This is a genomic window from Variovorax sp. efr-133-TYG-130, from assembly GCF_030208835.1.
Classification (GTDB): Bacteria; Pseudomonadota; Gammaproteobacteria; order Burkholderiales; family Burkholderiaceae_C; genus Variovorax.
Map to the genome: position 1 here is coordinate 19,542 of NZ_JARVTD010000035.1, position 20,064 is coordinate 39,605.

The 20,064-nt window shown below is 68.2% G+C and carries 17 protein-coding genes; 14 read left to right on the plus strand and 3 right to left on the minus strand.

What is annotated here, in order from left to right; translation table 11 throughout:
• Positions 1-40 precede the first annotated feature (40 nt).
• Positions 41-1,456, minus strand: a complete 1,416-nt coding sequence (locus QRN67_RS28320) for an NHL repeat-containing protein (protein ID WP_285414573.1) — start codon at positions 1,454-1,456, stop codon at positions 41-43.
• Between the two features lie 344 nt (positions 1,457-1,800).
• Between QRN67_RS28320 and QRN67_RS28325 the strand changes: the two genes are divergently transcribed.
• The 14 genes from QRN67_RS28325 (at position 1,801) to QRN67_RS28390 (ending at position 16,641) form a co-directional block, all read left to right on the plus strand.
• The gene (locus QRN67_RS28325) at positions 1,801-2,583 is read left to right on the plus strand and encodes a GntR family transcriptional regulator (protein ID WP_106938481.1); all 783 of its coding nucleotides are present in this window, start codon (positions 1,801-1,803) and stop codon (positions 2,581-2,583) included.
• Positions 2,584-2,600: 17 nt separating this feature from the next.
• On the plus strand, positions 2,601-3,803 hold the full coding sequence (locus tag QRN67_RS28330) for an ABC transporter substrate-binding protein (protein WP_285414575.1): 1,203 nt from the start codon (positions 2,601-2,603) through the stop codon (positions 3,801-3,803).
• 70 nt (positions 3,804-3,873) lie between these two features.
• Positions 3,874-4,746: a branched-chain amino acid ABC transporter permease gene (locus QRN67_RS28335; RefSeq protein WP_285414577.1), complete on the plus strand. Its 873-nt coding sequence runs from the start codon at positions 3,874-3,876 to the stop codon at positions 4,744-4,746.
• The gene (locus tag QRN67_RS28340) at positions 4,743-5,735 is read left to right on the plus strand and encodes a branched-chain amino acid ABC transporter permease (RefSeq protein WP_081266176.1); all 993 of its coding nucleotides are present in this window, start codon (positions 4,743-4,745) and stop codon (positions 5,733-5,735) included. The genes QRN67_RS28335 and QRN67_RS28340 overlap by 4 nt, the downstream gene beginning before the upstream one ends.
• A complete protein-coding gene (locus QRN67_RS28345) occupies positions 5,728-6,489 on the plus strand; it encodes an ABC transporter ATP-binding protein (protein ID WP_106937772.1) in 762 nt (253 codons plus the stop codon). The genes QRN67_RS28340 and QRN67_RS28345 overlap by 8 nt, the downstream gene beginning before the upstream one ends.
• Positions 6,486-7,196 (plus strand): ABC transporter ATP-binding protein, encoded by a 711-nt coding sequence (locus QRN67_RS28350; protein ID WP_106937771.1) that lies wholly within the window; start codon positions 6,486-6,488, stop codon positions 7,194-7,196. Before QRN67_RS28345 ends, QRN67_RS28350 begins: the two co-directional genes overlap by 4 nt.
• Positions 7,197-7,235: 39 nt before the next feature.
• A complete protein-coding gene (locus QRN67_RS28355; RefSeq protein ID WP_106937770.1) occupies positions 7,236-8,201 on the plus strand; it encodes a tripartite tricarboxylate transporter substrate binding protein in 966 nt (321 codons plus the stop codon).
• Between the two features lie 20 nt (positions 8,202-8,221).
• Positions 8,222-9,496, plus strand: coding sequence for a 3-isopropylmalate dehydratase large subunit (locus QRN67_RS28360; RefSeq protein ID WP_285414578.1), 1,275 nt, complete (start codon positions 8,222-8,224; stop codon positions 9,494-9,496).
• Positions 9,493-10,014: a LeuD/DmdB family oxidoreductase small subunit gene (locus QRN67_RS28365; protein WP_285414579.1), complete on the plus strand. Its 522-nt coding sequence runs from the start codon at positions 9,493-9,495 to the stop codon at positions 10,012-10,014. The genes QRN67_RS28360 and QRN67_RS28365 overlap by 4 nt, the downstream gene beginning before the upstream one ends.
• Complete coding sequence (locus QRN67_RS28370; protein ID WP_285414580.1) at positions 10,007-11,707, plus strand: hydantoinase B/oxoprolinase family protein; 1,701 nt, start codon at positions 10,007-10,009, stop codon at positions 11,705-11,707. Before QRN67_RS28365 ends, QRN67_RS28370 begins: the two co-directional genes overlap by 8 nt.
• Positions 11,704-13,758, plus strand: a complete 2,055-nt coding sequence (locus QRN67_RS28375; RefSeq protein WP_285414582.1) for a hydantoinase/oxoprolinase family protein — start codon at positions 11,704-11,706, stop codon at positions 13,756-13,758. The genes QRN67_RS28370 and QRN67_RS28375 overlap by 4 nt, the downstream gene beginning before the upstream one ends.
• Complete coding sequence (locus QRN67_RS28380) at positions 13,755-14,369, plus strand: cysteine hydrolase family protein (protein WP_106937765.1); 615 nt, start codon at positions 13,755-13,757, stop codon at positions 14,367-14,369. Before QRN67_RS28375 ends, QRN67_RS28380 begins: the two co-directional genes overlap by 4 nt.
• Positions 14,366-15,778, plus strand: coding sequence for an FAD-dependent oxidoreductase (locus QRN67_RS28385; RefSeq protein ID WP_285414584.1), 1,413 nt, complete (start codon positions 14,366-14,368; stop codon positions 15,776-15,778). The genes QRN67_RS28380 and QRN67_RS28385 overlap by 4 nt, the downstream gene beginning before the upstream one ends.
• A complete protein-coding gene (locus QRN67_RS28390; protein WP_106937763.1) occupies positions 15,775-16,641 on the plus strand; it encodes an isocitrate lyase/PEP mutase family protein in 867 nt (288 codons plus the stop codon). Before QRN67_RS28385 ends, QRN67_RS28390 begins: the two co-directional genes overlap by 4 nt.
• On the opposite strand, the gene QRN67_RS28395 is transcribed toward QRN67_RS28390, so the two are convergent.
• Together QRN67_RS28395 and QRN67_RS28400 are read right to left on the minus strand one after the other, a co-directional pair.
• Entirely contained in the window at positions 16,629-19,145 is a 2,517-nt protein-coding gene (locus QRN67_RS28395; protein WP_285414585.1) for a hybrid sensor histidine kinase/response regulator, read from the minus strand. The two genes, QRN67_RS28390 and QRN67_RS28395, sit on opposite strands and share 13 nt — an antisense overlap.
• Positions 19,142-19,807 (minus strand): response regulator transcription factor, encoded by a 666-nt coding sequence (locus QRN67_RS28400; protein WP_285414586.1) that lies wholly within the window; start codon positions 19,805-19,807, stop codon positions 19,142-19,144. Before QRN67_RS28400 ends, QRN67_RS28395 begins: the two co-directional genes overlap by 4 nt.
• Positions 19,808-20,064: the final 257 nt, after the last annotated feature.

The window sequence follows — 20,064 nt, forward strand, 5'->3', positions numbered from 1 at the left end:
CATACAGGATGCGCCCGTCGGCTTCGTGGGAAGGACAGGGTCAGTGGGTGCGCGTGATCCTGCGGATCATGTTGTTCGAGCGATCCGCAACGAACACATCGCCGTTGCGATCGACGGCAACACCCATCGGGTCGCTGAAGCGCGCGTCGTTACCGGGACCATCCACGTATGCGCCGAGAGAGCTGCCACCGGCCAGCGTCGTCACCTTCTGCGCCGGCGAGATCTTGCGGATGCTGTTGCTGAGCAACTCCGTCACGTAGACGTTGCCGCCGGCATCTATCGCGACGCCGATCGGGAGATTGAACGCCGCCGACGAGCCTGTGCCGTCGATGGAAGCCGACACCCCACTGCCGGCGTATGTCGACACTGTCCCCAGGGGGGTGATCTGGCGAATCACGTTGTTGTTCTGGTCTCCCACATAGAGGTTGCCCGCGGCATCGATGGCCAGTCCGGTGGGGTAGTGGAACTGCGCGCTCGTCCCGTTGGCATTCACGAATCCCGGCGCGCCCGAGCCAGCGAAGGTCGAAACGACACCCGCGGGCGTGATCTTGCGGATCAGATGATTGCCTTGGTCCGCGACAAAGAGATTGCCGCCGGCGTCCACCACGATGCCCCATGGATACTGGAATTGCGCGCTGGTGCCCGAGCCATCGGCGTTGCCCGCAGCCGTACTGCCCGCAAAGACGCTCACGGCACCTTGGGGCGTGATCTTGCGGATCATGTGATTCTCATAGTCGGCCACATAGATGGTGCCGTCCGCACCGACGGCGGCACCTCTGGGTCCCTTGAAGCTCGCTGCCGTTCCGGCTCCGTCGTCGTGCCCCCCGCTTGGCAGGCTGGAATCGCCGGCGAGCGTCGAAACGACGCCTGCGGGCGTGATACTGCGGATCGTGTTGTTAGCGGTGTCCGCAACGTACATGGTTCCGTCAGGACCGAAGGCGAGCCCATAGGGTCCCTTGAAGCGTGCGCTGGAACCGGCCCCGTCCGCGACGCCCGGCGTCGTGGCGCCCGAGAACACATCGACTTTCGCCGAGACCGCGACCCAGTCACCGCATACGATGGCAATCGACACCACGTCCGCGGTCGCGGTACCAGACGGACCGTTGACGAAACAGACTTCGCCGAAGGGATGGCCCGCGACACCAACGCTGTACGAGGCGCCGGACGTCAGTGCCCTTGAGAACTTGAAGCTCGTGGCACCGCTGGCCACTGAAAGCGAGTCCGCACCGTTGTTCTGAAGTGCCAGCCCTTCGGCGCTCAAGCCCGAGATGGTGCCGCCGATCGTGAATTTGGCGGTCGAGTCGGTGTTGGTTGTGGTCTCGCCGCTGGTAGGCGGATTGCCGCTGTTGCCGCTGCTGCTGGTGTTCCCGTTTGCACCGACGCCCGCGAAGAACGAGCCTCCCCCATTGCTACCACCGCCACATGCTGAAAGCAGCAGCAGCGCGGCAGCGCTCACCGCAGCCAGTGGCCTGTAGTAAGTCCGAATAGTCACTTGTCTTTTCCTCTGATGGTTGTGAGAGCCCCTTACGCGGTGTCTGGCGCCGAGCCAATCCGTCCGGGACTGGGGCCGAAACGAAGCGCATCGACCTCGCCGGTCGCGTCGCATGTGCGTCAGCGCTCCGCCATCGCCTTGCCCACGCGGACTGCGCCTGCCGGACGCTGAACGCCCACGGTTTCACATATCGGTAACAAATAGGAAAACTTTAGGGTGACCGTGCGACTAGTCCGGAAAGCGTTGGCGTTTTAAATGTCCCATTGACAGAACATTGAAACTGCAAAAACATCAAAGGCATGTCGCAAATGCCTTTGCCGAAATACCACCAGATCTATCTGGTCCTGCGTGAGCAGTTGCACGAGGGGCGTTTCGCGGAAGGCCTGCCGGGCGAACTTGCGCTGATGGCGCAGTTCAATGTCGCGCGTGTCACGGTCCGGCGCGCGCTGGAACAGCTGGCCTCGGAGGGCCTGATCGCGCGCAACCCGGGGCGCCGCACGCGCGCACTGGCGCCGCCCGTCGCGGGCGACGGGCCTGAGGGCAAGAGCATGGAGCGTGCCAATCTGCGCGGCCTGCTCGAGAACCTGGTGACCATGGGCCTTCATACCTCCGTCAAGGTGATCGAGGTGGCGACCATCACCGCGTCCACGCAGGTCGCCCAGGCTCTGCAACTGGACCTCGGCGATCCGGTTCAGAAGGCCGTGCGCGTGCGCTCCACCAAGGAAGGGCCGCTCTCGCACATCACGACCTATGTGCCCGACTCCATCGCACGCCGCTTCGGCCGGCGCGAGCTGTCGAAGAAGCCCATTCTCGTGCTGCTGGAAGAGTCCGGCGTCAAGGTGGGGCGCGCGCACCAGACCATTTCGGCGCGGTTGGCGGACAACGTGCTCGCACAGCACCTGGATGTGTCCGTCGGCTCCGCGCTGCTCGCGGTGCGCCGCCTGATCTACGACGAAGACGAGCGGCCCGTGCAGTGGCTGCACGGCCTCTATCGCCCCGACCGCTACACCTACGAGATGCAGCTCTCCCGCGTGGGCAGCATCGACGCGAAGGTGTGGGTCAGCAAAGACGTGTCAGCCCAGTTCAACTGAAGAAGAAGGAAAGCCCCATGCAGAACCGCCGCAGTTTCGTTTCGCAGTCCGCCGCCCTGGCCACTGCCGTCGCCTTCCCGCTCGTGGCCGGCGCGCAGCCCAAGACCGTCAAGGTCGGTGTGCTGCATCCGGTCACCGGTGCGCTCGCCTATTCCGGCCAGCAGTGCCGCCTGGGTGCGCTCATGGCCATCGAGGACATCAACGCCGCGGGAGGCATCAAGTCGCTCGGCGGCGCGAAGCTCGAGGCGCTGCTGGGCGATGCGCAGTCGCAGCCGCAGGCCGGCGCGGCCGAGGTCGAGAAGATGAACGAAGCCGGTGTCTCGGCCATCGTGGGCGCCTTCGCCTCGGCCATCTGCCTGGCCACCACGCAGGCCGCCGCCAAGTACAACCTGCCGCATGTGGTGGATGTGGGCGTGGCCGACCAGATCGTCGAGCGCGGCCTGAAGAACACCTTCCGCTTCGGTCCCGGCTACAGGAAGTCGACCGAGGTGGCCATGGCCAACCTGCTGGTGCTCAACAAGGCCGCGGGCAGCCCCGCCAAGACCGTGATGATCATCCACGAGGAGTCGCTGTTCGGCGCTGGCACCGCGCAGCTGCTGTCGCGCGAGCTCCCGGGCTACGGCTTCGAGGTGAAGGAGGTGGTCAAGCATGCCAACCCCACGCGCGACTTCAACAACATCGTGCTGCGCATGAAGTCGGTCAACCCCGACATCGTGATCCCCGCCAACTACTACAACGAATACGCACTGCTGGTGCGCACCATGCAGCAACAGAAGGTCGTGCCCAAGGCGATCTTCTCGGTGCTGGGCGGCGCCGCGTCGAGCTACAAGTTCGTCAAGGAGTTTCCGGACGCGGCCAACGGCATCATCGACTGCAACCATTGGTTCAACCCGAAGGACAAGCGCTCGCAGGAACTGCGCAAGCGCGTGGAGGCCAAGGGCCAGTTCTTCAGCTACGAGGTTTTCATGACCTACACCTCGATGTGGCTGCTGGCCGATGCCATCGAGCGCGCGAAGTCGACGGAGCGCGCCGCCATCATCGACGCGCTGGAGAAGAGCACCTTCTCGAATCACATCATGCCGTACGGCCCCACCAAGTTCGTCCACGGACAGAACGAAGGCGCGCAGCCCCTGATGACGCAGGTGGTGAAGAACGACATCAAGGTGATCATCCCGCGCGACTACCGCGAAGTGGACCCCGTCTTCCCGCTGAAGGCTTGAGCCGCAGGGCCGGCACCGCATGGCGGGCGGCCTTCATGAGGAGACAAGAAGCCAAGCACCAGCCAGCCACATGCCAGACATCAACATTCTTTTCCCCTCGGTCCTCAACGGACTGACGACAGGCGCCGTATACGCCCTGATCGCCGTGGGACTCACGCTCATCTACGGCGTGTTGCACATCATCAACTTCGCCCATGGCGCAAGCCTGATGCTGGCCCTGTACGCCGTGTACTTCCTGAAGGAGCGCTGGGGCATCGACCCCTACATGGCCTTGCCGATTGCCATCATCGGCATGTTCGCGCTGGGCTATGCGCTGCAGCGCGTCGTCATCAACAAGGCAGGCCACGGCAAGGACGAGAACATCCTGCTCGCCACGCTGGGCATCGCCATCGTCATGGAGAACCTCGCGCTGCTGTTCTTCAAGTCCGACACCCGCAGCATCGAGACCGCCTATTCGCTGAGCACCGTGGCCATCGGCCCCGCCATGATCGCGGTGCCCAAGCTGGTCGCCTTTGCCGGCGCGCTGGTGGTCTCGGGCATCCTGTTCTGGATCATGGGCCGCACCGACCTGGGCCGTGCCATTCGCGCCGTCGCCAAGGAGAAAGAGGGCGCCAAGCTCATGGGCATCGACGTCGACCACGTGTACGCCATGAGCTTCGGCATCGGCCTGGCCTGCCTCGGCGCGGCCGCGTGCTTCCTGCTGCCCGCGTACTACGTCAACCCGCAGGTCGGCAGCGGCTTCGTGCTCGTGGCCTTCATGATCGTCGTGCTCGGCGGCATGGGCAGCTTCGTGGGCGCGCTCATCGGCGGCTTCCTCGTGGGCGTGGTCGAGTCGCTCGGCGGCCTGTACCTGGGCGAGTCGCTCGGGCAGATCGGCATCTTCGCCATCTTCATCGGCGTGGTGCTGTTCCGCCCGCAGGGCATGTTCGGAGCCAAGGCATGAAAGCGGGAATCAACGCCGGATACAGACAGCTCGCGGCCATCGCGCTCTTTGCCGTGGTCGTCGGCTGCGTGCCTCTGGTCACCCAGTCGGGCGTCATGCTGAACTTCGTGATGATGGCGCTCTACGCCACGCTCATCGCGCAGGCCTGGAACATCCTCGGCGGCTTTGGCGGGCAGTTCTCCTTCGGGCACGCACTGTTCTTCGGCACCGGCGCCTACATCCAGGCCATCGCACAGCTGCAGGGCGGCATCAACGCGTGGGTCGCGCTGCCGCTGGCGGTGGCTGGTGCCGCGGTGGTGGGCCTTTTCGTCGGCGCGCTCACCTTCCGCTATGGCCTGAAGGGCTCCTACTTCGCGCTGGTCACGCTGGCCTTCGCCGAGGTGTTCCGCATCGTCGCGACTTCGGTGCCCTTCACCGGCGGTGGCGTCGGCCTCATGGTGCCGCTGCGCGAAGCGGTGGGCAACATGCAGTTCGCGTCGCGCGCGGGCTACCTGTGGGTGGTGCTGGCAATGGTGGTCGTGGCGCTGCTCGTGACCTGGTGGCTGCGCAACGGCCGCTTCGGGGCCTACCTGCAGGCGGTGCGCGACAACGAGGACGCCGCGCGCGCCGTGGGCGTGAATCCGTTTCGCGTCAAGCTCGCGGCCATCGGCCTGTCGGCCGCCTTCATGGGCGCGGCCGGTGCGTTCTACGTGCAGGTGTTCCAGTACATCGACGCGGGCATCGCCTACGGCTCCGTCACCTCGGTGGAGGCGCTGGTCGCGGCCATCGTGGGCGGCATGGGCACGCTGTGGGGGCCGGTGCTGGGCGCGGCCGTGCTGCATCTGCTGTCGGACCTCACGCGCAACCTGTTCGGCGAGCTGCCGGGCATCAACATGGTCATCTACGGCACGGTGCTCGTGCTGATCGTGATCTTCCTGCCGCGCGGCGTGGCGGGGCTGGGCCTGTCGGTGCGGCAGTTGTGGAAGGCAAAGGGAGAGCGCAATGACTGAGCCCTTGTTGAAACTCGACGGCATCTCGCGCTCCTTCGGCGGCCTGAAAGCCGTGCAGGACGTGAGCCTGGCCGTCACGCAGGGCAGCCTCACGGCGCTGATCGGTCCCAATGGCGCGGGCAAGACCACGCTGTTCGCGCTGATGTCCGGCTTTCTGAAGCCCGACACCGGCAGCGTGCGCTTCGCCGGGCAGGACATCACCGGCCACGAGCCGCACCGCAATGCGGTGCTCGGCATGACGCGCACCTTCCAGATCGTGAAGCCCTTCGCCGCGCAGACCGTGCGCGAGAACATCGCCGTGGGCGCGCACCTGCACGTGCGCAACCGCGCCGAGGCATTGCGCAACGCCGAGGCGGTCGCGCAGCGCGTGGGCCTGGCGCCGCAGCTGGACAAGGCCGCATCTGACCTCACCGTGGCCGGCCGCAAGCGCCTGGAACTCGCCCGCGCGCTTGCCACGCGCCCGCGCCTGCTGTTGCTCGACGAAGTGCTCGCAGGCCTCAACCCGCAGGAGATCGCCGAGATGATGCCGGTGGTGCGCGGCATCGCCGACAGCGGCGTGACCGTGCTGATGATCGAACACGTGATGCAGGCCGTGATGAACCTCGCCGAGCACGTGTGGGTGCTGGCGCAGGGCCGGCTCATCGCCGAGGGCAACCCCGCGCAGGTGACTTCCGACGACCGGGTCGTCGAGGCGTACCTCGGGCACGGCACGGCGGCGCGGCTGCGCAAGGCCGCTGCGGGAGCATCCGCATGAGCGCGCTGCTCGACATCCAGGGCCTGCGCGGCGGCTATGGCCGCGTCGAGGTGCTGCGCGGCGTCGACCTGCAGGTCGACGCCGGCGAGATGGTCGCGCTGCTCGGCAGCAACGGCGCGGGCAAGTCGACCCTGAACAAGGTGGTCTGCGGCCTGGTGCCCGCATGGAGCGGCAGCGTGCGCTTCGACGGCAAGGACCTGAGCGGTGCGCACTACCGCGACGTGGTCAAGGCCGGTCTCATCCAGGTGCCCGAAGGGCGCAAGGTGTTTCCCAACCTCAGCGTGCTGGAGAACCTGGAGCTCGGCTCCTTCACGCGCGCACGCGCACGCCGCGCGGCCAACGTCGAGAAGATGTTCCACATCTTCCCGCGCCTGCGCGAACGCATGGCGCAGCACGCCGGCACCATGAGCGGGGGCGAGCAGCAGATGCTGGCCATCGCGCGCGGGCTCATGGCCGAACCCGTGCTGCTGATCCTCGACGAACCCTCGCTCGGCCTGTCGCCGCTGCTGGTGGAAGAAATGTTCACGCTCATTCGCGAGTTGCGCGACGGCGGCCTCGCGGTGCTGCTGGTCGAGCAGAACGTGGGCCAGTCGCTGGAGATCGCCGACCGCGCCTACGTGCTGGAGAACGGCAGCGTGCGCTTCTCCGGCAAGCCCGATGCGCTGATGCGCAGCGACGAGCTGCGGCGTGCGTACCTGGGCCTGTGAGCCCACCGAGCCCTTCAAGAAATACAAGGAGACCTCCCGATGAAACGCCGTGACATCCTCATCGCGCCCCCCGCACTGGCCGCGCTGGCCTTTGCCGCCGGCGCCCGTGCGCAGGTCGGCAACGCGCCCGTGCGCATCCTCGTCGGTGCGCCCGCCGGCGGCTCGACCGACACGCTCGCGCGTTCGCTGGCCGTCAGCATGGGCCCCGCCCTGGGCCGCACCGTGATCGTCGAGAACAGGCCCGGCGCGGGCGGCAACATCGCCGCCGACGCGGTCGCCAAGGCCGCGTCCGACGGCAATACGCTGCTGCTGAGCTTCACCAGCCACGCCATCAATGCCACGCTATACCCCACGCTGCCTTTCGACCCGGTGAAGGACTTCACCGCGCTCACCTGCGTGGCCACCTCGCCGTCCATCCTCGTGGCCAGTCCCAGCCTGCCGGTGAAGGACGTGCGCGAGCTCATAGCGCTGGCCAAGGCCAGGCCCGGACAGCTCAATTTCGCCATCGGCGCGGTGGGCTCCTCGCTGCACATGGCCGGCGAGGCCTTCAAGATGCAGTCGGGCGTGGACATCGTGAACATCCCCTACAAAGGCACCGCGCCCGCCGTGCAGGATCTGCTCGCCGGCCAGGTGCAGCTGATGTTCGCGGCGGTAGGCAACGTCAAGGCACACATCCAGGCCGGCAAGCTCAAGGCGCTGGGCGTGACCACCGCGAAGCGCCTGCCCGCGTTCCCCGACGTCCCGGCCATCGCGGAGGCCTTGCCGGGCTACGAGTCGAGCGCGTGGTTCGGGCTGTTCGGCCCGGCGCGCCTGCCAGCCGACGTGGCGCGCAAGCTCAGCGACGCGGCGCGCCATGCGCTGCAGCAGCCCGACATGCTCAAGCGGCTGGACACCGAGGGTGCCGTGGCGGTCGGCAACTCGCCCGAGCAGTTCGCCGCGTTCGTGCAAAGCGAGATTCCGCGCTGGGCCAAGGTCGTCAAGTTCTCGGGAGCCAAGCCGGAATGAGCCCTTCCGCAGCAACCCGAATGCCAAGCCGCACAGCGCCGCAGACAATGGCGCAGAAGCTCATCGCGCGCGCGAGCGGCCGGGCGCACGTGGCGGTGGGCGAGATCGTGACCTGCGGCGTCGACCTCGCCATGTTCCATGACTCCTCGGGTCCGCGCCGCCTGAAACCCATGCTCGAGGAACTGGGCGCACAGATCTGGGACCGCTCGCGCATCGTGCTGGTGATGGACCACTACGTGCCCGAGCGCGACGACGACTCGCGGCGCATCGTGCGCATCGCGCGCGACTGGGCGCGCGACCAGCAGCTGCCGCACGTGTACGACAGCCAGGGCATCTGCCATGTGGTGGTGCCGCAGCACGGCCACATCCGTCCCGGCATGCTGTGCGTGGGCGGCGACTCGCACTCGCCCACCGGCGGGGCATTCGGTGCCTACATGTTCGGCGTGGGCAGCACGGAGATGCTGGGCGTGGTCGTCACCGGCGAGATCTGGCTGCGCGTGCCCGAGACCATCCGCATGTGGTGGGACGGCGCGCTGCCCGCCGGGGTGACCGCCAAGGACATGATGCTGCACATGATCGGGCGCTTCGGCATGAACGGTGGACGCTATCAGGCCGTGGAGTTCGCGGGGCCGGCGGTGGCCGCGCTGTCGATGCAGGAGCGCATGACGCTGTCGAACATGAGCGCCGAGCTGGGCGCGCAGGCCGGGCTGATCGCGCCCGACGAAACCACGGCTGCTTTCCTCGAAGGCGCGGGCGCACCGCGCGCCGACATGGCGCGCTGGTTCACCGACGAAGACGCGGACTTCACGCGCCACCGCTTCGACGCCGCCATGCTGGAGCCGCACATCGCCGCGCCGCACAGCCCGGCCAACTCGCACGGCGTGAGCCGCTATGCGGGCACGCGCGTGGATGTGGCCTACATCGGCGCGTGCACCGGCGCGAAGCTCGACGACCTGCGCGCCGCGGCGCAGGTGCTGCGCGGACACAAGGTGGCGCCCGGCATACGCCTGATCGTCGCGCCCGCCAGCATCCAGGACCAGGAGCAGGCGCGCGCCGAGGGCGTTCTGCAGGCGCTGATGGACGCGGGCGCTGAGCTGTTTCCGACCGCGTGCGGAGCCTGCTCGGGCTATGGCGACCCGATGGGCGACGACATCACCGTCATCTCGACCACGGCGCGCAACTTCAAGGGCCGCATGGGCTCGCCGACCGCGCAGGTGTACCTGGGCTCACCCTACACGGTGGCCGCCGCGGCACTGCGCGGCCGCGTGACCGATCCGCGCGAGGTGCTGGCATGAGCGTCACCCGGGCCACCCATCGCGTCTGGCGCCTGGGCGCAGACATCGACACCGACCTGCTCGCGCCGGGCCATGCCATGAAGCACGGCATCGACGTGATCGCGAAGCACTGCCTGGAGGCCATCCGCCCCGACTTCGCCGCGGGCGTGGCGCCCGGCGACGTGCTGGTGGCCGGGCCCAACTTCGGCATCGGTTCCTCGCGCGAGCAGGCCGCCGCCGTGCTGGTGCAACTGGGCGTGGCGGCGGTCATCGCGCCCTCGTACAGCGGCCTCTACTTTCGCAATGCCTTCAACGTGGGGCTGCTGCTGCTGACCTGCGCCGAGGCAGAGGCGCTGAGCGAGGGCGATCAGATCGCCCTCGACACGGGCTCGCCGGAGATCGTCGCGCCCGGCGCACGGCGCCTGGCTTGCGAGCCGGTGCCCGGATTTCTCATGGACATGGTCCGCGCCGGCGGATTGTTGAACCAGCTGCGCCAGCGCGCTGCCCGAACCGCCTTCACGAAAGCCCCCGATGCCTGATCTCTCCTGTGCCCCGACCCTCGACCCCGTCACGCTCGCCGTGCTGCGCGGCCGCCTCGAACAGGTGGCCGACGAAATGGATGCCACGCTCTATCGAAGCGCGTTCAATCCCATCATTGCCGAGGCGCACGACGCCTGCCACGGCCTGTACGACGCCGTCACCGGCGACACCCTGGTGCAGGGCAAGTCGGGCCTGCCGGTGTTCGTGGGCGCCATGGCCTTCGCCGTGCGAGCCACGGCCAAGGCCGCCGACGCCCGCGGCGGGATGAAGGACGGCGACGTCTGGATCAGCAATGACGCCTACGACGGCGGCACGCACGCCAACGACTTCAAGCTGGTCAAGCCCTTCTTCCGCAACGGCAAGCTGTATTGCCACATGGCCTCGGCGGCCCATTGGCACGACGTCGGCGGCGCGGTACCCGGCAACTACAACCCCGCCGCCACCGAATGCTGGCAGGAGGCGGTGCAGATCCCGCCCGTGCGCATCGTGCGCAATGGCGAACTCGACGCCGACGTGCTCGCCATCCTGCAGGCCAACACGCGCCTGCCCGACAGCCTCTGGGGCGACCTGAACGGCCAGCTCGCCGCGCTGGAACTCGGCGCCAGGCGGCTGAACGGCCTGCTCGACGAGTACGGCGACGACCTGGTGATGAACGCGCTGGGCGAACTGCGCGGCCGCGCGCTGCGCCTGATGCGCTCGCACATCGCCTCGCTGCCCGACGGGCGCTACAGCTTCGAGGATGTGCTGGACAACGACGGCATCGTCAACGAGCCGCTGACCATCGCACTGGACATGACCGTGGCGGGCGACCGGCTCACACTCGATTTCTCGCGCACGTCGCCGCAATGCGCGGGGCCGGTGAACATCTCGCGCGCGACCGCGGTGGCTGCCTGCTACGTCGCGCTCAAGCACCTGTTTCCCGACGTGCCCGCGAACGCGGGGGTGCTCGACGCGGTGGACTTCGTCATTCCCGACAAGCTGGTGATCAGCTGCGAGCGCCCGCGCCCGGTCGGCGGCTACACCGAGACCATCCTGCGCATGATCGACGTGATCTTCAGCGCCGCCGCGCAGGCCGATCCCACGCGCGCCGTGGCGCAGGCCTACGGCACCATCAATGCGCTGTCGATTGCCGGGCATCGCAGCGACAAGGGCCGCGAGGGCCAGCGCTGGGTGATGTTCAGCTTCTTCGGCGGCGGCCATGGCGGCCATTCGGGCGGCGACGGCCTGGCGCACGGCAACGCGCCGATCTCCACGGCAACGATTCCGCCGCTGGAGATTCTGGAGGCGGCGTATCCCGTGCGATTCACCGAATGGTCGCTGCGCGCCGACTCCGGCGGCGATGGCCAGCATCGGGGCGGCCTGGGGGCCGTCTACGAAATCGAGCTGCTCGAGAAGGATGCGGAAGTGTTCGTCTTCGGCGAGCGCGGCACTTCGCCGCCCAAGGGCATCGCGGGCGGCGGCAGCGGTGCCGTCAACGTGTTCCGCTACGAGAACGCCGGCGAATGGCATACGCCGCCCATGGTGTCGAAGATGCGTGGCATCACGCTGGCGCGCGGCGAGCGCGTGCGCCTCGAAACCCCCGGCGGCGGCGGCTGGGGCCACGCCGCCGGGCGGCCCCTCGAACAGCGAGCAGCCGATGCCGCCATGGGCTATGTGACCAACGGCAGCAACGACAAGAAAGCGTCCCAATGAGTTCCCCTGGCAAATCCCTGGTCGTCGGCGTCGATGTCGGCGGCACCTTCACCGACCTCTTCGTGCTCGACGAAGCCCTCGGCACCGCGCGCATCGTCAAGGTGCCTTCCACGCGTGGCGAGGAAGCGCGCGGCTTCATGAACGGCGTGGCGCGCGTGGCCAATTCGGCCGCGGCCATCGCCACCATCGTGCACGGCACCACGGTCGGCACCAATGCGCTGCTCGAGCGCAAGGTGGCCCGCACCGGCATCATCACCACGCGCGGCTTTCGCGACGTGCTCGAGATGCGCCGCCGCGACCGCCCGCAGACCTGGGGCCTGCGCGGCAGCTTCCTGCCGGTGGTGCCGCGGGACCTGCGCCGCGAGGTCGACGAGCGCGTGCTGGCCGACGGCACGCTGCACACGGCAGTCGACCTGGCGCAGGTGCGCGCCGAAGCGCGTTCGCTGCTCGAAGCCGGCTGCGAGGCGGTTTGCGTGTTCTTCATCAACACCTACGCCAACCCCGAGAACGAGCGCCTCGCGGTGGCGGCGGTGCGCGAGATCTGGCCGAACCCGCACGTCACCTCGGCCAGCGAGGTGTTGCCCGAGATCCGCGAGTTCGAGCGCTGCTCGACCGCCACGCTCAACGCGGCGCTGCAGCCGGTGGTGGGCAGCTACCTCGGACGCCTGGAGAGCGACCTGCGTGCGCAGGGCTTCGCGGGCGAACTGCTGGTGGTGCAAAGCAACGGCGGCGTGATGTCGCGCCAGACCGCGAGCGACCTGCCGGTGCGCACCGCGCTCTCGGGCCCGGCGGCGGGCGTCATCGCCTGCGCGGCAATCGCGCGTGCGGCGGGCTTTCCGAACGCCATCACGGGCGACATGGGCGGCACGTCGTTCGACGTGTCGCTGGTGGCCAACGGCGAGGCCGCGCTGGCGGCGCAGACCGCCATCGAGTTCGGCATGGTGATCCGCTCACCGATGATCCAGATCGAGACCATCGGCGCCGGCGGCGGCTCCATCGCGTCCGTCGACGCCAGCGGCATGCTCCAGGTCGGACCGGAGTCGGCGGGCAGCGTGCCCGGGCCGGCATGCTACGGACGCGGCAACATGCGCCCTACGGTGACCGATGCCAACGTGCTGCTCGGGCGCATCGCCGCCGACCGGCCGCTGGGTGGCGGTTTGCTCGCGGCGCTGAATGCGCAGAAGTCGCGCGAGGCCATCGAAGTGCACGTCGCGCGCCCGCTGGGGCTCTACGTGCATGCGGCGGCCGAGGCGATCCTGACCGTGGCCAATGCACGCATGGCCGGCGCGATCCGTCTGGTCTCCATCGAGCGCGGGCACGACCCGCGCCGCTTCGCCTACATGCCTTTTGGTGGCGGCGGAGCGCTGCACGTGTGCGCGATGATGCGTGAAGTGGGCGTGGCCACCGGCATCGTGCCGCGCTATCCCGGCGTCACCTCGGCGCTGGGCTGCGTGATCGCCGACATGCGGCATGACGCGGTGCAGACCCTCAATACGCCGCTGGCCGATCTCGACGTGGCCGACCTGCGGCGCCGCATCGACGAACTGGCCGCCAGCTGCCAGCAGCGGCTGGACTCGTCGGGCGTGCGCTTCGACGAAGTGCGCGAGGTGGTGGCGCTGGACATGCTCTACGCGGGCCAGACGCACACGCTGCCGGTGACGCTGGCCGACACCGGCAAGACGCCGCTGACCGCCGCATCGGTCCGCGCCGCCTTCGAAGCCGCTTACAGCGCCGCCTTCGGCCGCGTGCTCGACGGCATCGCGATCCGCGTGATGAACCTGCGCTATGCGCGCATCGGCGTGCGCCCCAAGTTCGACCTGGCCGTGCTGGCGCCCGAAGGCGAGGGCAGCATTGCGCCGCTGGGCACGCAGCGCGTGTTCCATCAGGGCCAGTGGCACGACGCCGCGCGCTACGCCCGCCTCGAACTGCCGGTGGGCGCGCGCATCGACGGCCCCGCCATCCTGGAGCAGGCCGACACCACCGTCTGGCTGGAGCCGGGCTTCCATGCCGAGGTCGATGCGTACGGCAACCTGCTGGTGAGGCCGTCATGAGCGAAGGGCAACGCATCGTCGCGGCCAATACGGCGCTGGTCATCATCGATCTGCAGAACGACTTCCTGGACGCGAAGGGCGCTTACGCACGCGGCGGCGACACCAATCCACCCGCCTTGCTGCTGCCCGATCGCGTGGCAGCCGTGGCACGCGCGCTGAAGGCGGCCGGTGGACTGGTCGTCGCGAGCCAGTTCACGCTGTGGCCCGATGCGAGCGGAGAGCCGATGGTGTCGCCGCATCTCAAGGCCCTGCGCCCATACCTGAAGAAGGGCGACTTTGCCCCCGGCAGCTGGGGGCAGGCGAACGTGGATGCGTTAACCGGTCTGATCGACGTGACGGTCAGCAAGGTCGCGTACTCGGCATTCTTCAACACGCAGCTCGACTGGGTGCTGCGCCGCGCGGGCATCGACACGGTGGCCGTATGCGGCATCGTGACCAACGGCGGTGTGGCGAGCACCGTGCGCGACGCCCACATGCGCGACTACCGCACGCTGGTGCTGGCGGACGGCTGCGCGGCCTTCGGCGAGGAGCGCCACCAGACAGCGCTGGCCGACATGCGCAATGTGGCCGAGGTCACGGCGTGCCAACCCTTCGCGGATTCGCTGGCATGACGACGGCGCCCGTGCGAACCGTCCGCCGTGCGGCGTCGCTTCCGGCCGACGCGCATGTGTCGGTGGCCGTTGTCGGGGGCGGTGCCTGCGGGCTCACGGCCGCGTTGATGCTGGCGGACGCAGGCGTCGATTGCGTGGTGCTCGAACGCGATGCGCAGCCGGGCGGCTCGACGGCGCTGTCCTCGGGCTTCATTCCCGCGCCGGGCACGCGCGTGCAACGCGCGCACGGTGTCGACGACAGCGCCGCGCGATTCGCCGCCGACATCCAGGCCAAGGCGCACGGCCGCGCCGCGCCGGTGCTGGTCGATGCGTATGCCGCCGCCATCGGCCCGGCGCTCGATGCGCTGCAGGCGCGCCACGGCTTCGACTGGACGCTGCTCGACGGCTTTCTCTACCCCGGCCACAGCGTGCACCGCATGCACACGCTGCCCCAGAAGACCGGCGCCGCGCTGATGGCAAGGCTCCAGGCGGCGGCCGAAGCCGCGGGCATTCCGGTGCTGACGCAGGCCGTGGCCGAGACGCTGGTGCTCGACGCCGACGACCGCGTGATCGGCATCGACTACCTGCGCCCTGACGGCCGGCGCGAGACGCTCGGCTGCGACGCGCTGCTGCTGGCCTGCAACGGCTTCGGGGGCAATGCACAGATGGTGCGCGCGCTGCTGCCCGAGATGGCCGAAGCCGCATTCGGCGGCCATGTGGGCAACGACGGCAGCGCCATCCTCTGGGGCCAGGCGCTGGGCGCGCGGCTGCGCGACCTGGGCGGCTACCAGGGACACGGCTCCTGGGTCACCCCGCAGGGCGCGCTGATGTCGTGGGCCGTGATGATGGAAGGCGGGGTGCAGATCAACCGCGAGGGTCGGCGCTTTCACGACGAGACGCAGGGCTACTCGGAGGCTGCGGTGCATGTGCTGGCGCAGCCCGGCGGCGTGGCATGGAACGTGTTCGACACACCGCTGCTCGCGCTGGCACGGGGCTTTCCGGATTTCTGCGATGCCGAAGCGGCCGGCGCGTTGCGCCGATGCGAGTCGGTGCACGAACTGGCCGCCTGCATCGGCTGCGACGACGCCGTGCTGCAGCAAACGCTCGACACGCTGCGAGGCAGCGCGCCGGCACCCGATGGACGCGTGTTCGCACGCGGTCTCGACGCCCCGTATTTCGCGGTCAAGGTGACAGGCGCGCTCTTCCACACCCAGGGTGGCCTCGACATTGCCGCCGACACCCGCGTGCTGCGCGAGGACGGCACCCCCCTGCCCAACCTGCTGGCCGCAGGCGGCGCGGCCGGTGGCGTTTCCGGCGACGCGGTGTGGGGCTACCTCTCCGGCAACGGACTGCTGAGCGCCGTGGCCGGTGGCTTCATCGCGGCGCGCACGGCCGCCGCGCTCATTCGATCCAAGGAGACGTCGGCATGACGAATCACACCCTCAAGAGCCGCCTGTCGAAGCCCGACGTGGTGCTGGCCCCCGGCGTGTACGACGCGCTGAGCGCGCTGGTGGCCGAGCAGGCGGGCTTCGAGGCGCTGTACCTTTCGGGCGCATCCATCGCCTATACGCGACTCGGCCGGTCCGACATCGGCCTGACGACCTTCACCGAGGTGGCCGACACGCTTGCGCACATCACCGAGCGCGTGCGCCTGCCGGTGATCGTCGATGCCGACACCGGCTTCGGCAATGCGCTGAACACGCAGCGCACCGTGCGCGGTTTCGAACGCGCGGGCGCGGCCATGATCCAGATCGAGGACCAGACCTTCCCCAAGCGCTGCGGGCACCTCGACGGCAAGGCCGTGGTGCCCGAGCGCGAGATGGTCGGAAAGCTCAAGGCCGCGCTCGACGCGCGTGCGTCGAGCGACACGCTGATCCTGGCCCGTACCGACGCGGTGGCGGTGGAGGGCCTGGACGCCGCACTGGAGCGGGCCGAAGCGTACCTCGCATGCGGTGTGGACGCGCTCTTCATCGAGGCATTGCGTTCGCCCGAGCAGATGGATGCGGCCTGCAGCCGCTTCGCGCACCGCGTGCCGCTGCTGGCCAACATGGTCGAAGGCGGCAAGACGCCGATCCAGGATGCGGACGCGCTGCAAAGGCACGGTTTTCGCATCGCCATCTTCCCCGGCGGCACCGCCCGTGCGGTGGTGCACACCCTGCAGGGCTACTACGCGAGCCTGCACCGGCACCGCACCACGCAGCCCTGGCGCTCACAGATGCTGGATTTCGACGCACTCAACGAGGTGATCGGTACGCCGGAACTGATGCGGGTCGGGAAAAGCTACGGCGATTGATCGTCGTCGCCGGCAGCACCCGGCGGCTCGGCCGCGCGCCTCGCGCTGGCGGCAATCCGGCGCAGCAGGTCCAGAGGCGCCACGGGCTTGTAGCAGATCGGGATCCCGCGCAAGGACGTGAGCGCATAGGAGTTCAGCGACTCGCCGGTCACGATGAGGGTGGGCACATCGCCCCAGTGCGCGCGCATCAGTTCGATCGCATCGAGGGCGGTTTTCCCGTCCGGCAAACGATAGTCGCTGAGCAGGACATCGGGCGCCCGCTCGGTCAGCGGCAGTTCTCGCCTCATCTCCTCGATCGACCCCCACGCCTCGTGCAACACGCCGTGCGCATTGAATACCGCGGCGAGCGACTGCCTGACCAGCTCGTCGTCCTCGATCAGCACGACGTACTTGCCGCGGCTCGCTTCAACGCCGCCGGCCATGAAGTCGTCGAGCGCCATGCCGTCGAAGGCCGGAGCGATCACCGATGCCGGAATCTCCAGCGTGAAGGTGCTTCCCACGCCCACCTCGGACTGGATGGAAAGCTGATGGCCGTCGAGCAGTTTCAGCATGGCCGAGACGATCGACAGCCCCAGGCCCACGCCCTTGTCGGCCGCCTGCGCATGTCGATTGTTCAGCTGGACGAAGGGGCGGAAGATGATGTCGCTGCGCAGGGCTTCCTCGGCTATTCCGAGGCCGTTGTCCTGAATGGCCAGGCGCGTGAGCTCGCCGTGCGCCGTCAGGAGCAGGCGCACGTGGCTGCGGCGTCCCCCTTCCGCGGACCGGTACTTGACGCCGTTGCTGACGAGATTCAAGAGAATGCGCTGGAGGAAGTGGCGGTCGCTCCTCACGAACACCGGCTTCCCCGGGGGCGGATCGAATTCGACGCAGGTGCCGCTTTCGTGGGCGATGGCCCTGGTCTGCTCGACCGTGTCCCTGAGCAGCGCCACCAGGTCGAAGTCGGACAGCTCCGCCTTCACGAAGCCCGACTCCAGCCGCGAGAGATCCATGATGGCGGCCAGCTGGGCGCGCATGTTGCCCGCTGCGCGGCTCGCCATCCCGGCGAGGCCAAGAGCGTCGGCCGTGCGACCCGCCTGAATCGCTTCACCGATGGGTTCGAGTGCGTTCCCGATCACCTGCAGCGGCTGGCGCAAATCGTGGATGGCATCGGCCAGGAAGCGGGATTTTCGCTGGTCCCTGCGCTCGGCATCGGTGCGCAGACGGTCCTTGATTTTCAGCAGGAGCTCGGAGCGCTGCTGTTGCACGCGCATGGAGTCGGCCAGTGTCGCGTTGGTCCGCGCAAGCTCCGCCGCGATGGCGCGCTGGCGGCGCTCTTCGAGCAGCCTGTGGGCCAACGCCGCCGAGAACAGAAGAACCGCGAGTGCCGAGCCCACCTGCGGCGCCACCTCGAACTCGATGGAGCCTCCGAAACGGGCGGTGATTCCCAACATATCCAGCGTGTTGAGGACGGCGCCGATCAGGACGCCCGAGAACGTCACCAGGAAGACACGGACGTGGGCATGGCCGGCCCGAACCTTGCCGAGCGCGAGACCGAAGCACACCACCATGGCCACGAACTGCACCAGGAACGCCACGCGAACGGCCTGGGGAAAGGGCAGCCCGCTCGCGCCCATGGCCAGGGCAACCGCCAGCAGCACCGGCGCCCAGTGCCACCGCCGCGCCAAAGCTGCGGCATTGCTGACGAATTGAATCGTGAAAGACGTGAAGAGCCCGGCCGCGAGCAGGAGAAAGACGATCCGCGACCAGTCGTTCCATGCCGTGGCCTCGGGCCAGAGGTACTGGAACGCGATGCCGTTGTAGCTGAGGACAAATCCCGCGGTCATCAGGATCCATCCGACGTAGTAGAGATAGATGCGCTCGCGCACGACCAGGAAGATGATGAGGTGGCAGAAGAACAGCCCGCCCATCAGCCCGACATAGATGCCGTTGGCCAGCAGCGCCGTGTGTTCGACCTTCTCGAATTGCCGCGGTTGCCAGATGCCCAGAGGAAAGCGCATCGCGCCTTCGGTCTGCACCCTCGCAAGAATCTCGACCTTGTCACCGGGCTGCACCGACACCGGCACGACGAAGCTTCGCGCGTTGTAGGGACGCTGCGCGAAAGCCAGCCGGTCGCCCAGGCTCCACCGCGTCCAGGACGTGGCTGCGCCGGCTTTGACGTACAGGTCGAGATGATCGAGCAGGGGGTACCCCACCTCCACCATCAGGGTGCCCGCGTCGCCGGGGCTCGCGGTGAGCGGATCGCTCCTGAACCAGTGGGGCGCTGTTGCGAAGCCATAGCTGGCTGATGACCAGGGCCTGCGTTTCCAGGCTTTTTCGGGAAGCGCGGTGACCTCGGACAAGGAAAGCGGCGTGCCGCCTTCGACCAGGTAATCCACCTGCAGCACCCTGTGACCGGCATCGGCCGAGGCGGCATGGCAGGCAAGCACCAACGCGCAGCAGAAGACGATTCGAAGAAGGCCCGCGATCGCGGCGTGAGCGGCGTTCGCGGCCTTCGCGGCCTTCATGAACCCTCCGAGCCCGGCACGGCAATCCGTATGCGCCGGCGAGACACCTCGATCAGCAGTTCCGTGCGCCGGGCCACGCCGAAGAATCGCAGCAGTTCCGAGACATAGCTTTTTCGGACCGTCCCTTCGCTGATGCCCATGCGGTTGGCGATGGCCTTGTTGGGCAGGCCCTGGCACAGGTAATACAGAACCTCGCGCTGCCTGGGCGCCAGCCCCAGAGATGCGGCGGTGCAGCCATAGGCGCCCGCGGCGGTCTCGCTCCTGGGAGCGCGCTCGAGGATCGATTCGGGAAGATAGATCCCGTTGTCGAGAACCGTCTGGATGGCGGCCGAGAAGACGCCACCGTCTCCGGTGGCCTTCGTGATGTAGCCAGACGCGCCCTGCGCGATGCAGGAGAGAACCAGCGCACGGTCGTCGTCGCCCGACAGCATGATGGCGTGGCAGGGCATTTCGCGTTCGCGCACGAAACGCAGGACGTCCAGGCCGGAGGCCTCCGAGCCGAGGTGGATGTCGATGAAGACGAACTGGAACGAGCCGGCCGCCAGGCGAGCAATCGCCCCCTGGTACGAGGATTCCTCGTGCACCCGGTAATGCGGTGCGGCCTTCTGCAGAAGGGAGCGCATGCCGGCGCTCACGAGCGCCTGATCCTCGACGATCAGCACGTCGGCCGTTGTTCCTGCGTCGAAGTTTCCGTTTTCCATCATCCTCGACGCCATCGCCGCCGCCCCCGGGTCACCGAACTCACCGCCAGCCTGGTCACGCTGGACACGCGTCTCGCGATGAACGACGCGAGCCCTATGCACTCTAGCAGGGGCAGCCCGAGGGATCGATGAAATCCCGTCAGGACGCCGGGCATGACATATGTCAGATGCGTTGTGGGTCACCGCTGCCGATAGACAGGAGGCAGCAATAGACATGG